At 71.5% G+C, this 12,529-nt stretch carries 11 protein-coding genes; 3 read left to right on the forward strand and 8 right to left on the reverse strand.

Translation table 11 applies throughout. From position 1 onward, the window contains the following. Positions 1-15 precede the first annotated feature (15 nt). A complete protein-coding gene (locus tag DEJ14_RS16755) occupies positions 16-1,203 on the forward strand; it encodes a MalY/PatB family protein (RefSeq protein ID WP_111085322.1) in 1,188 nt (395 codons plus the stop codon). A gap of 9 nt (positions 1,204-1,212) precedes the next feature. On the opposite strand, the gene nagB is transcribed toward DEJ14_RS16755, so the two are convergent. Then, a complete protein-coding gene (gene nagB, locus DEJ14_RS16760; protein WP_111085323.1) occupies positions 1,213-1,998 on the reverse strand; it encodes a glucosamine-6-phosphate deaminase in 786 nt (261 codons plus the stop codon). A gap of 59 nt (positions 1,999-2,057) precedes the next feature. On the opposite strand from nagB, the gene DEJ14_RS16765 reads away from it, so the two are divergent. After that, a complete protein-coding gene (locus tag DEJ14_RS16765; protein ID WP_111085324.1) occupies positions 2,058-2,537 on the forward strand; it encodes an NUDIX hydrolase in 480 nt (159 codons plus the stop codon). A 98-nt stretch (positions 2,538-2,635) separates the two neighbouring features. Here DEJ14_RS16765 and DEJ14_RS16770 read toward each other — a convergent pair whose 3' ends face one another. The 4 genes from DEJ14_RS16770 to DEJ14_RS16785 are packed head-to-tail and all read right to left on the reverse strand — an operon-like array spanning position 2,636 to position 6,739. After that, positions 2,636-3,706: an ABC transporter ATP-binding protein gene (locus DEJ14_RS16770; protein ID WP_111085325.1), complete on the reverse strand. Its 1,071-nt coding sequence runs from the start codon at positions 3,704-3,706 to the stop codon at positions 2,636-2,638. Further along, the gene (locus DEJ14_RS16775) at positions 3,703-4,617 is read right to left on the reverse strand and encodes an ABC transporter permease (protein ID WP_111085326.1); all 915 of its coding nucleotides are present in this window, start codon (positions 4,615-4,617) and stop codon (positions 3,703-3,705) included. The genes DEJ14_RS16770 and DEJ14_RS16775 overlap by 4 nt, the downstream gene beginning before the upstream one ends. Then, the gene (locus tag DEJ14_RS16780) at positions 4,614-5,591 is read right to left on the reverse strand and encodes an ABC transporter permease (RefSeq protein WP_111085360.1); all 978 of its coding nucleotides are present in this window, start codon (positions 5,589-5,591) and stop codon (positions 4,614-4,616) included. Before DEJ14_RS16780 ends, DEJ14_RS16775 begins: the two co-directional genes overlap by 4 nt. A 5-nt stretch (positions 5,592-5,596) precedes the next feature. After that, positions 5,597-6,739, reverse strand: a complete 1,143-nt coding sequence (locus tag DEJ14_RS16785) for an ABC transporter substrate-binding protein (RefSeq protein ID WP_111085327.1) — start codon at positions 6,737-6,739, stop codon at positions 5,597-5,599. A gap of 194 nt (positions 6,740-6,933) precedes the next feature. Here DEJ14_RS16785 and DEJ14_RS16790 point away from each other — a divergent pair, with 194 nt between their 5' ends. Beyond that, entirely contained in the window at positions 6,934-7,371 is a 438-nt protein-coding gene (locus DEJ14_RS16790; RefSeq protein WP_111085328.1) for a YdeI/OmpD-associated family protein, read from the forward strand. 132 nt (positions 7,372-7,503) lie between these two features. On the opposite strand, the gene DEJ14_RS16795 is transcribed toward DEJ14_RS16790, so the two are convergent. From DEJ14_RS16795 to DEJ14_RS16805, 3 genes are all read right to left on the reverse strand, one after another. Then, on the reverse strand, positions 7,504-8,367 hold the full coding sequence (locus DEJ14_RS16795) for an NAD(P)H-hydrate dehydratase (RefSeq protein ID WP_111085329.1): 864 nt from the start codon (positions 8,365-8,367) through the stop codon (positions 7,504-7,506). Next, entirely contained in the window at positions 8,357-9,097 is a 741-nt protein-coding gene (locus DEJ14_RS16800) for a histidine phosphatase family protein (protein ID WP_111085330.1), read from the reverse strand. Before DEJ14_RS16800 ends, DEJ14_RS16795 begins: the two co-directional genes overlap by 11 nt. Before the next feature lie 316 nt (positions 9,098-9,413). Then, positions 9,414-12,527, reverse strand: coding sequence for an alpha-mannosidase (locus DEJ14_RS16805; RefSeq protein ID WP_111085331.1), 3,114 nt, complete (start codon positions 12,525-12,527; stop codon positions 9,414-9,416). Positions 12,528-12,529 lie beyond the last annotated feature (2 nt).

Below are 12,529 nucleotides of genomic sequence, written 5' to 3' on the forward strand. Positions count from 1 at the left end.
TGTCAGGATGGGCGCATGAGCGTCATGGTCTCCGTGTTCGATGCGCACCGCAGCCGTACGAGCGAGAAGTACACGGCGTACCCGCCGGACGTCCTGCCGATGTTCGTCGCCGAGATGGACTCGATGCTCGCGGAACCGGTGCGCGACGCCCTCGTCGCCGCGGTCACCAACGGTGACACCGGGTACGTCGGCCACGGTCGTGCGCTGCCCGAGGCGTTCGCGGACTTCGCCGAGAGCCGGTGGGCCTGGCGCGTCGACCCCGAACTCGTCCGCACCACCACCGACGTGTCGGTCGCTGCGGTCGAGATGCTCCGCCGGATCATCGAGCCCGGCGACCAGGTCGTCATCATGCCGCCCGTGTACCCACCGTTCTGGGAGTACGTGTCCGAAGCCGGAGGCACCGTGACCGAGGTCCCGTTGCTCGCACCCGACGGCCCTGCGGACCCGTTCGACACCACGGCCGGTTGGCGGATGGACCTGGACGGCCTCGCGCAGGCGTTCGCCGACGGCGCCCGCACGGTGCTGCTCTGCAACCCGCACAACCCCCTCGGCCTGGTGCACGACCGCTCGTCGCTCGTCGCACTCGCGAAGCTCGCCGCCGAGTGGGACGCCGTGGTCGTCTCGGACGAGATCCACGCGCCGCTCGTGCACGCCGACGCGGTCTTCACGCCGTTCCTGGAGTCCTGCCTCGAGGCAGCCGCGCTCGGCGTCTCGTTGACGAGTGCGAGCAAAGCCTGGAACCTCGCGGGCACGAAGTGCGCGTTGATCGTCGGCGCCTCGGAGCGGGCCCGTGCGTGGTTCGACGCCCTGCCGACCGAGGTCGTCGAGCGCACCGGGATCCTCGGGTACACCGCGAGTGTCGCCGCGTTCAGCGAAGGGGGGCCGTGGCTCGCGTCACTGCTCACCGAACTGGCTGCGAACCGCCGCACCCTGGCCGAGCGGATCGGTGACGTCCTGCCCGGCGCGGAGTACCGGCAGCCGCAGGCGTCCTACCTGGCATGGCTGGATCTGCGCGCCCTGCCGTGGGGCGACGACCCCGCGGCACTGCTGGTCGACGAGGCGAAGGTGGCGCTCGCCTCCGGCCCGGCGTTCGGACGCCAGGGTCAGGGCTTCGCGCGGCTGAACTTCGGGTGCTCGGCCGAGACCCTGGACGACGGCCTCAGCCGCCTGCACACCGCGTTCCGGCAGCGCGCAGACGGCTGATCGTCGGTTCTACTCGAACACCTGCCACGCCGGCTTGTTCGCGTACGTGTAGCGGTAGTAGTCGGCGAGCTGCAGGCCGGCCGCGGCTTCCTCGTCGACGACGACCGTCGCGTGCTCGTGCAGCTGCAGCGCCGAACCGGGGACGAACGAGCTGAGCGGCCCCTCGACCGCGGCGGCGACCGCGTCGGCCTTGGCGGAGCCCTGCGCGACGAGGACGAGCTGCTGGGCGTCGAGGATGGTGCCGAGCCCCTGCGTCATGCAGTGCGTCGGGACCTGCTCGGGCGAGTCGAAGAACCGGGCGTTGGCGTCACGGGTCGACGGCGCCAGGGTCTTGATCCGGGTGCGCGAGGCGAAGGACGACGTCGGCTCGTTGAACCCGATGTGCCCGTTCGCGCCGATGCCGAGGATCTGCACGTCGATCCCACCGGCGGCACGGATCGCGGCGTCGTACTCCTTCGCCGCGAACTCGAGGTCGTCGGCACGACCGTCGGGCACCCGCACCCGCGAGGGGTCGAACCCGAGCGGCGCCACGACGTCGCGCGCGATGACGCTGGCGTACGACTCCGGGTGCTCGAGCGGGATGCCGACGTACTCGTCGAGGGCGAACCCGCGTGCCTCGGCGAACGAGATCTCGCCCGCACCGACCCGACGCTGCAGGTCGGTGTAGATGCCCTGCGGGCTGGAACCGGTGGCGAGACCGATGACGGCGGACGGCTTCTTGGCGACGACGGACGCGATCTTGGCCGCGGCGACGCGACCGACCTCAGCCGGCGTGGGCAGGATGATGATCTCCACACGCCCATGCTACTGGTCATGACCAGTCTCCGACAGGGCGGGATCGGTAGCGTGGGCCCATGCCCACCCCCGACTTCGTCCTGTCCCTCCGCTCGAGGATCGGTACCGATCCGCTGTGGCTGACGGGCGTCACCGCCGTGGTCACGCGGGGTTCCGGTGCCGACCAGGAGCTCCTCGTGGTCCGCCGAGCCGACAACGGCTCCTTCACCCCGGTCACCGGCATCATCGACCCGGGTGAGGAACCCGCCGTCGCCGCCGAGCGCGAGGTCCTGGAAGAGGCCGACGTCGTCGCCGTCGCGGAACGGCTGGCGTGGGTGCAGGTGCTGCCGGAGTTGACGTACGCGAACGGCGACCGGGCGCAGTACCTCGACCTGGTGTTCGCCTGTCGCTACGTGTCCGGCACCCCGAACCCCGCCGACGGCGAGAACACCGAGGCGTTCTGGGCACGACTCGACGACCTGCCCGAGATGCACCCGAACATGCGTGCCCGCATCACGGCAGCGTTGGCCGACGAGCGCGAGGCGCGCTTCCAGCGCTGACCCGTCCAGCCCGAGACTCGCGGTGAGCGACAGTTCTCGCCGGTTTCGTCGCGAATACTGTCGCCCCAGCCGAGTCTCGGGGCGCACGGAGCCGCGACCTAGGCGAGCGGGGAGACCGCGACGGGGGCGCCGAGCAGGCGGACGGCGACGGACTCGCCGGCGGCGCGACGGTCGCCGACCTCGTGCTGCACGGTCACGACGGTGTCGTCGTCGAGCCGGACCGTGGTGCGGCGGATCGAGCCGAGGAAGCTCGACGACACGACGGTGCCGGTGATGCCCTCCGGGGCGAAGGCGACGTCCTCCGGTCGGACGTAGGCGAGCACCGGCCCGTCGGCGACCGAGGCGTCGAGCGCGGGCACGCGGAACCCGTACACGAACACGTCGCCGCCGCGCAGGTCGCCCTGCAGGCGGTTGGACTGCCCGACGAAGTCCGCCGTGAACGCCGACGACGGGGAGCGGTAGAGCTCTTCCGGCGTGCCGATCTGCTCGATGTCACCGGCGTTCATCACGGCGATGCGGTCGGAGACGGCGAGCGCCTCTTCCTGGTCGTGGGTGACGAACACGGTGGTGATGCCGAGGTCGCTCTGGATGCGGCGGATCTCCTCACGGAGCGAGACGCGCACCTTGGCGTCGAGGGCGGACAACGGCTCGTCGAGCAGGAGGACGCGGGGCCGCGTGACCAGGGCGCGGGCGAGGGCGACGCGCTGCTGCTGGCCACCCGACAGCTGGTGGGGGAAGCGCTCGGCGAACTCGCCCAGGTGCACCATGTCGAGCGCCTCGACGACGCGGCTCCTGCGCTCGGCGGCGGGGACGCGGCGCATCTCGAGGCCGAAGGCGACGTTCTGCCGCACCGTCATGTGCGGGAACAACGAGTACTGCTGGAACACCATCCCGATGTCGCGCTTGTCCACCGGGGTGTCGGCGACGTCCTGGCCGTCGATGCGGATGGCTCCGGCGTCGATGGCCTCGAGGCCGGCGAGCGCTCGGAGCGCCGTCGTCTTGCCGCAGCCGGACGGGCCGAGCAGGGACACGAACTCGCCCGGTTCGACACGGAGCGACAGCCCGGCCAGGGCCCGGTGCGTGCCGTAGTGCTTCTCGACGGCCTCGAGCTCGACGACGGCGCCGGTGGAGGCGAGGGACGCCGGGGCTGCCGGTGCGGTGACGGTCATGCGGACTCCTTGACGCGGGTGGTGCGGACGGTGCGGGCACGGCCGGCACGACGGCCGGTCCCGATGCGGCCGATGACGACGAGCAGGACGAAGCCGAACACGAGGGCCGCGACCGAGAAGATCGCGGCGACGTACGGGTCGGTCTGCTGCACGAGCACGAGCGCGGTCTGGAAAGTGGTGCGGGACAGGAACGCGGCGAGCGTGTACTCGCCGAGGACCACCGTGATGGTGAGGAAGCACGCGGCGGTGATGCCCCGGCGGAGGTTCGGCAGGAGCACCCGCCAGGTGACCGTCCACCACGACGCGCCGAGCGACCGGGCAGCCTCGGACAGCACCGTCATGTCCGTCGCGGTGATGGCGGCGGCGATCGGGCGGAACGCGAACGGCAGCGTGACGATGCCGATCGCGAAGGCCAGCGTCCACGCCCCGGACCCGAAGACCCGCGAGACCACCTGGTACACGGGGATGAAGCCGACGACGAGCACCACGACGGGGACCGTGATCGGGACGATGCAGACGAACTCGAGCACGCGGCGGAGCCTCGGGTAGCGCAGCGCCGTGATGACCTGGGCGGGCAGCAGGACGAACAGCACGATGCCGACGGTGATGGCGGCGATGAGCAGCGATGCCCCGAGGCCGTCGACCACCGGCTGGTAGGTGAACGCGTTGACCGGGTCGACGATGGCCGCCCAGTGCGCGAAGGTCAGACCGTCGTCGGTGCCCTGGCGGAAGGTGAACTGCACCAACGCGGCCAGCGGGACGGCGAAGACGATCCCGACGACCGTGAGCACGGCCGTGGCGGTGCCCCGTGACGGAGCCGTGCCGAAGCGGCCGACGCGGGACGGGCCTCCCGTCCGACCGGACGCGACCGCCGCCGGACGCGACGGCCCCACCGGCGTTGCCGCGCTCATCGCTGCCACCGGGCAGCCCGGCGCTGCAGCAGTGAGTACGCGCCCATCACGACCGCCATCACGACGACCATGCCGAACGCGAGCACCCCGGCGACGTTCTGCAGACCGATGAGCGTCTCGCTCGTGAGCTGCGTGCGGATCGTGAGCGGCACGATGCCGCCCTGCGAGATGAGCGCCGCGGCGGTGGCGAACGACGAGAAGCCGTTCGCGAAGAGCAGGAGCAACGAGCCCCAGAACGCCGGTGCGAGCACGGGCAGGGCGATCCGGCGCCAGTACGTGGCGCGGGAGGCGCCGAGGGTGGCGGCGGCCTCGCCCCACTGCGTCTTCACGCCCTCGAGCGCGGGCATGAACGTGAGGACCATCAGCGGCACCTGGAAGTAGACGTACGGGATCACGAGACCGGGCACCGTGTAGAGGAAGGCGCCGGTCGCGTTGCGGTCGACGTCGACGAGGGACGCCAGCCACGTCGTGACGAGACCCTGCACGCCGATCGTGGCGATGAACGCGAACGCGAGCATGACGCCGCCGAACTGGGCGAGGACGCTCGCGGCCGAGTCGATCATCGACCGGACGAGCCCGTCGGGCCGCAGTGCTGACAGCGCCCAGCAGACGAGCGCTCCGATGACGGCGCCGATCACGGCGGACACCGCGGAGAGGCCGAACGAGCCGCCGAAGGCCCGCAGGACGGAGGGCTCGGCGAACGCTGCGAGGTTCGCGAGGGTGAACGCGCCGTCGTCGGTGAAGAACCCGCTGCCGACCGCGATCACCGCGGGGACGGCGAGGAAGAGCAGGACGTACGCGGCGAACGGGGTGAGGCCGATCCAGGCCAGGCCGACACGGCGCCGGACACGGGGTCCGGCGCCGCGGGTGGCATCGACGGGCGCTCGTGCGGACGTCGGGAGCACGGGGCTCGTCGCGCTCGTCGCCGGTGCGCTCGCCGCTGGCGCGGGCGCGCCCGCCGATGCGGTGGTCATGCTGGTCAGGACCCCATGGTCGAGGACCACTTCGCCGACAGCACCTTCGCTGCGTCGGCGACCTGGGCATCGGTCAGCTCGACGTAGTCCTTCGGCGCACCGCCGGCGGCGTCGAGGGCGTCCTGGTCGACCTTGCCGGACTCCTCCAGGGCGGCGAGGGTCGACGGGAACGCACCGGCCTGCAGGTACAGGTTCTGCGCCTCGGGGCTCGCGATGTACTCCTGCCACAGTCGAGCGGCGGCGGGGTGCGGGGCGTCCTTGTTGATCGCCTGCGAGTAGTACGAGCCGAGCGCCTGGCCCTCGGGCACGACGGTCTTCCAGTTCTTGTTGCCACTTGCACCGGCGGCGGGGCCCCACGCGAGGTTGTTGTAGGACCACTGGATGACGACGGGGGTCTCACCCGAGGCGACCGTGGCCTGCGTGGGCAGCACGTTCTGGAAGTTGCCGGCCTGCTTGAGCTTGCCGAAGTAGTCGACGCCCTTGGTGATGTCGTCGGCCGAGCCGCCGTTCTCGAGCGCTGCCAGGTACACGGCTGATGCGGCCTGGTTCGCCTGCGTCGGGTCACCCGCGATGGAGACCTTGCCCTTGTAATCGGAGCCGAGCAGGTCCGTCAGGTCCTTCGGGGCGTCCGTGATCTTCGACGAGTCGTAGCCGATCGACATCAGGCCCGTGTAGTCGCGGGTCCAGGCGCCGTCCTTGTCCTTGAGCGTGTCCGGGATGTCGCTCCAGTTCGCGACCTTGTAGTCCGTCAGCAGGTCGAGGTTCTCCTGCAGCACGGCGTTGCCGAGGTCGAGCACGTCGGGAGCGGTGGACTGCCCCTTCTGCGACTTCACCGCGGCGACCTCGTCGGCGCTGGAGCCGTTCGGGTTCGCGGAGTTGACCTTGATGTCGTACTTCTTCGTGAAGCCGTCGATGATCTTGCCGTAGTTGGCCCACGACGGCGGCAGCGCGATGACGTTGAGCTGTCCCTCGGCCTTCGCGGCCTTCACGAGGGCGTCCATGCCACCGGAGGCCTCGGCGCTCGTGGCGGTCTTCCAGTTCGTGTCGTCCTTCGTCGTGCTGGCCGAACTCGTGGCCGAGCATCCGGCGAGGGTGACGATCGCTGCTGCGGCGAGGGCGATGCCGGCGATGGTGCGCTTGTGCTGCACGGGAGGTGCCTTTCGGGTGGGTGCTGCGGGTGCTTCGGGTCGGGCCGCGGTTCTCGGCCCGGGACGATCGTGGAGGCGGCCGGTTTCCGGCCCGTGCTGCGCCGGTGAACGGCTGCGGAACAGCGGGTGCGCCGGTACGATCTCGCCTGGCGGCACGCTCGGTGCGTGCTCCGGTTCACGGCCTGGAGGCACGGATGCAGTTCACGACGACGGTCCTGCTGGCGAAGAAGACGGCCACCGGGCTCCCGGTCCCGTCGTCCGTGATCGATGCGCTCGGCTCGGGGAAGCGCCCGCCCGTGGTCGTCACGATCAACGGCGGCTACACCTACCGGTCCACCGTCGGGGTCATGGACGAGCAGTTCCTGGTGCCGCTCTCCGCAGCACACCGCGAGTCCGCCGGGATCGCTGCCGGCGACACCGTCGAGGTCACGCTCGTCGTCGACACGCAGCCCCGGGTCATCGACCTGCCCGACGACCTGGCGGCGGCGCTGCAGGTCGCCGGGGTGCGTGCAGCGTTCGACACCCTGTCGAACTCGCGACAGCGGGCGCTCGCCGACCCGGTGTCGCAGGCGAAGGCGCCGGAGACCCGAGCGCGGCGCATCGCGAAGGCCGTGGAGGCGCTGCAGGGCTGAGCGGGGCGGGGGCGCGGGCGAGGCGGGCGGGCGGCGTACCTGGTCGATTCGGGCGTACCCGGTCAGAAGTTCCTGGCAGGTGTGCCCGAGAACATCAGGTACCGCGCGCGCCCTGGGAAAGAACCGGCGAGCTCAGGCGCCGAGTTCGACGAGCACCCGCGGGATCTCGGCTACGAGCTCGCTCGCCAGGTAACCGAGCGGGCCGACCTGCACCGCGAGCCGGTCACCCGCAGCCGCGTGCACGTAGGACGCCCACGCCACCGCCTGCGCCGGATCGGCACCCCGCGCCAGCAGTCCCGTGACCGCACCCGACAGAACGTCCCCACTGCCGCTGGTGCCGAGTCCTCCGGAGCCGGTGCCCTTGATCCAGCTCCGCCCCTTCGGAGTCGCGATGGCGTCCCCCAGGGCCACGACCGCACCGAACCGCTGCGCGATCGCCATCGCGTCGGCCACGTCGTCGTCGCTGCCCTCCCGACCGAGGAGCCGTTCGGCTTCGCCGGAGTTGGGCGTCATCACCAGCCGACCCCGGAGCGGTTCCAGCCGGTCCCGCACGTCGGCCGCCACCCCGAGGGCGAACGCATCGAGCACGACGGTGGTCCGTGGTCCGACGACGTCGGCGAGGCCGGCCACCAGGTCACGGGTGCCGTTCGGCTCGTCGAGCCCCGGGCCGACCAGCAGCGCGTCCGCACTCGCGGCGGAGGCGGCGATCCCCTCGATGGCACCGACGGCGACGTGACCGTCCGCGTCCTCGTCGAGCGGTTCGACGCCGGACTCGGGCACGGCGACCGCGACCTCGTTCGCGATGCTCCGTCCCACTGCGAGGGTGAGCCGCCCCGCTCCCACCCGGAGTGCAGCGAGTGCCGAGAGCATCGCGGCTCCGGGTGTCCGCGCTGCGCCGCCGACCACGAGCACCTGCCCGCGACCGTACTTGCCGGCGCCGGGCTCGGGGAGCGGCCAGTCCCGCAGGAAGTTCGGGGTGACGGTCTCAGCGGACATGCTCGTCGTCCTTCCGACCGGTGTGTGCCGTGACCTCGTCGTCATCGAGGTGCCCGACGGAGGAGAACTCCTCGAGCACCCACGGTGCACCGGCACGTTCGCGCCGGAGTCGGGTGAGGGAGGCGTTCGCGACCGCGTGCGTCCGAGCGAACTCCGTGAGCGCCGGCTCGTCGAGGTCGAGGCACACCGCCACGACCAGCATCACGACGGCGTCGTGGGCCGCGACGACGAGCCGTTCGGTGCCCTCGATCCGGTCGACGTCGACCAGTGCCGATCGGAGTCGGAGCATCACATCGGCCCAGGACTCGCCGCCCGCCGGCCGGTGGTAGTACTTGCCGAGCCACTGCCGGCGACGTTCCTCGTCGGGGTGCCGGTTCCGGACACCCTGCAGGGTGAGCAGGTCGAGGACACCGAGCTCGCGGTCGCGGAGCCGCTCGTCCACCCGTCTCTCCGGCTCGGCCAGTCCGCCGGCCCCGAGCGCGATCTCGATGGTCTGCTGCGCACGCAGGTACGGGGAGACCCACAGCGCCACGGGGACGTCGTCGATGCCACGATCGGCGAGTTCCTGCCCGAGCGACCGCGACTGCGACTCGCCGAGCGGGCTGAGCGGGACGTCGGCGTCCCGGTACTGGACGTCGATGACGTCGTCGCCCGCGGCCTCCGCTCGGGCGGCGGCGACGTTCGCGAGCGATTCACCGTGGCGGACGAGCCAGATCTCCTGCACTGCCATGCCGCCACGCTAACCACGACGCGCTGAGCCGGCTCACCGACGCCCAGCGGGCTGACGTCGAGGACTGTGGACGGGCCTCCAGGCCTGCCCGTCTGTGGAGGAAGGACGTTCCTTCCCAGAACGGCCGCGATGCCAAGTGGAATCGGGCGTACCTGGTGAGAACTTCCGACCAGGTACGCCCGAATCGACCACCTACGCCCGAATCGACCAGGCGCTCCCGCACACACACACACACAGAAGGCGGCGCCGGACGGAACGCACCCGTGTCCCGTCCGACGCCGCGGTCTCTCCCCCGAAGGGGACCGGCCCCGCTGCCTCAGGCCCGGCGTACCCGCAGGGTCACGATCTCGAAGGGCCGGAGCGTGAGCACGACCGGCTCCCCCGAGTCCCACGAGTCCCCCAGCGGGCGTTCCAGCAGGTCCACCGTCGCCACCGACGCGACGTCGAACCCGAACGACACCCCGACGTCGGTCGCCCGACCACCGGAGGCCTCGTACAGTCGCACGACCACGTCACCGGAGCGGTCCTCGGCGAGCTTCACTGCCTCGACCAGCACCTGCGGCGACGACACGGTCACGATCGGGTCGACGGCAGTCGTCCCCGCGACCGAGCGCACCGGCAGGTTCAACCGGTAGCCGGAGTCGGCGGCGTCGAGCACCGATGCCCCCACCCGCAGCACCGTCCGGAACACGTGGTGCCCCTGGTCGGCGTTCGGGTCCGGGAACGTCGGCCCGCGCAGCAGCGACTCGCGCACGAGCGTCGTGGTGCCGCCGTCGGGCCGCGTGGAGCGCGTGATGTCGTGTCCGTAGGTGGAGTCGTTCGCCACCGCGACGCCGAACCCGGGCTCCGCCACGTGGACCCAGCGGTGCGCCGAGGTCTCGAAGCGGGCGTGGTCCCACGAGGTGTTCTGGTGGGTCGGCCGGTCGATGTGGCCGAACTGGATCTCGCTCGAGGCCGCCGCGGCACGCACGTCGACGGGGAACGCGAGCTTCAGCAGCTTCTGGTGCTCGTGCCAGTCGACCTCGGTCTCGATCACCAGCTCTGCGAGCCCGGCGACCGCCGAGTACCGCGTGGTGAGCGTCGACGACCCGAAGGACCGTTCCACCACGAGCGAGGAGCCGTCGATCGCGACCGACGAGGCCGTCAGCACCGTGCCGTTGCGCTGGTACGCACGGTCGATGTCCCACGCCTCCCACTGGTTCGGGGTGTCGCGGAAGACCGTGTACTCGGCAGCGGCCGCACCCGGTGCGATCGCGTCGCGTCCGCTCGCGCGGTCGATGAGCGACACGACGTGCCCGGCTCCGTCGATGGTCGCCGTGACGATGCCCGTGTCGAACACGAAGTGGTCGCCGGAGCGGACGGGAGGCACGGGTCGCGGTTCCGAGCCGAGCGAACCACCCAGGGCGGCCGCGTCTCCGGCCGCGACCGGCGAGGCGTTGAAGCGCACGACGTTCCCGGACGAGCCGCTGCCGCCGACGGCGTCGGCGTCGGACGGCGCGTCGAGCAGCGCACTGCTGCCCCCTGCGGCCGTCGACGACGAGGCACCGACCCCGGCGAGCGCCGCAGCGCCCCCGTTCGCGAGCGCGGTCGTCGCGTTGCCGATCAGCCCCTCGAGCACCTGGGCGATCTGCGCGTAGTTCTCCTCGGCGTTCTCGTAGACCCAGGCGATCGAGGACCCCGGCAGGATGTCGTGGAACTGCTGCAGCAGGACGGTGTGCCAGGCACGCTCGAGCTCTTCGTAGGGGTAGTCCAGCCCGAGGCGCACGGCCGCGGTCGAGGCCCAGAGCTCGGCTTCGCGGAGCAGGTGCTCGGAGCGACGGTTGCCCTGCTTCGTGCGGATCTGCGACGTGTAGGTGCCGCGGTGGAACTCGAGGTACATCTCGCCGGACCACACGCCGGGGGTCGGCAGCACCCGTTCGAGCTCCTCGAAGACCTGGGCGGGGGTGCCGAGCTGCACGCGGGGCGAGCCGTCCAGGTCGTGCTGGCGTCGGGCCGCTGCGACCATCTCGCGGGTGGGTCCGCCGCCGCCGTCACCGAAGCCGTAGAGCAGCATCGAGGTGTTCGCGACGCCGCGCTCCTTGTTGTTGCGTTCCCCGCGGTGCAGGTCGGCCGCGGAGACGTCCGAGTTGTAGGTGTCCGCCGGCGGCAGGTGCGTCAGGACGCGCGAGCCGTCGATGCCCTCCCAGTGGAACGAGGTGTGGGGGATGACGTTGGTCTCGTTCCACGACGGCTTCTGCGTGACGAACCACTTCGAGCCGGCGGCGCGGACGATCTGCGGCAGCGCCCCGGAGTAGCCGAACGAGTCGGGCAGCCAGGCCTCGGGGGTGTCGATGCCGAACTCCTCGAGGAAGAACCGCTTGCCGGCGACGAACTGTCGTGCAAGCGCTTCACCACCGGGCAGGTTCGTGTCCGACTCCACCCACATGCCACCCACCGGGGTCCACCGGCCCTCGGCGACGCGCTGCTTGATGCGGGCCCAGATCGACGGGTAGCCGTCGCGGATCCACGCGTACTGCTGCGCGGACGAGCAGGCGAAGGTGAAGTCGGGGTCGCGGTCCATCAGGTCGAGGACGTTCGAGAACGTGCGGGCGCACTTGCGGATCGTCTCGCGCACCGGCCACAGCCAGGCGGAGTCGATGTGCGCGTGGCCGACGGCGATCGCCCGGTGTGCCGCGGCGCTCGCGGGGACGGCCAGTACCGGTGCGAGAACCTGGCGGGCGTCGGCTGCGGTGCCGGCGACGTCGTCGGGGTCGAGGGCGTCCGCTGCCAACTCGAGCGCGTGCAGGATGTCGGCGCCGCGCGTGCCGTCCGTGGGCAGCTCCGCCATCAGGCCGCGCAGGACCCAGAAGTCCTGCTGCAGCTCCCACACCGTGTCGTCACGCTCGACGAGTTCGAGGGCACGCACGCGGTAGATCGGCTTGTCCCCCGCGGTCGATCGCGACCCGAGGGGCGTCGCGCCCTGGAACGAGTCGCCGCCGATGTCCGGGTTCGCGCCGGCTTCGACGTACAGCTCGAAGGACTCCCCGGGCCGGGCCTCGACGGGCACGGTGTCGTTCCGCGGCTCGACGCCCTTGATCGTGGAGCCGTCGGTGCGGTACGCCAGGCCCTCGGCCTGGAACCCCGGGTGCCGCTTCGTGAACCCGAGGTCGACGAGCAGTTCCGCCGTGGTCCCCGGCGCGGTGCCGAAGTCGGCGGGGACGGTGCCGGTGATCCGGAACCAGGTGGTCCCCCACGGCCGGCCACCCCAGGCGCTGCCCACGGTGAACGGTGTGTACGCCTGCTGGACGGCGGAGTCGAACGGCACCGGCTCGTCCGGCACCTCCCACGCCTCGATCGTCACCGGCGCCGAGCGGCGGTGGACGGCGGGGTCGACACGGTCGCGGACGAGGCGGGCGATCCGGGCCTCGACGAGCGGTTCGTCCTGGTGCATGT

The sequence above is a fragment of the Curtobacterium sp. MCJR17_020 genome (genome assembly GCF_003234365.2).
In the GTDB taxonomy this organism is placed as follows: Bacteria; Actinomycetota; Actinomycetes; order Actinomycetales; family Microbacteriaceae; genus Curtobacterium.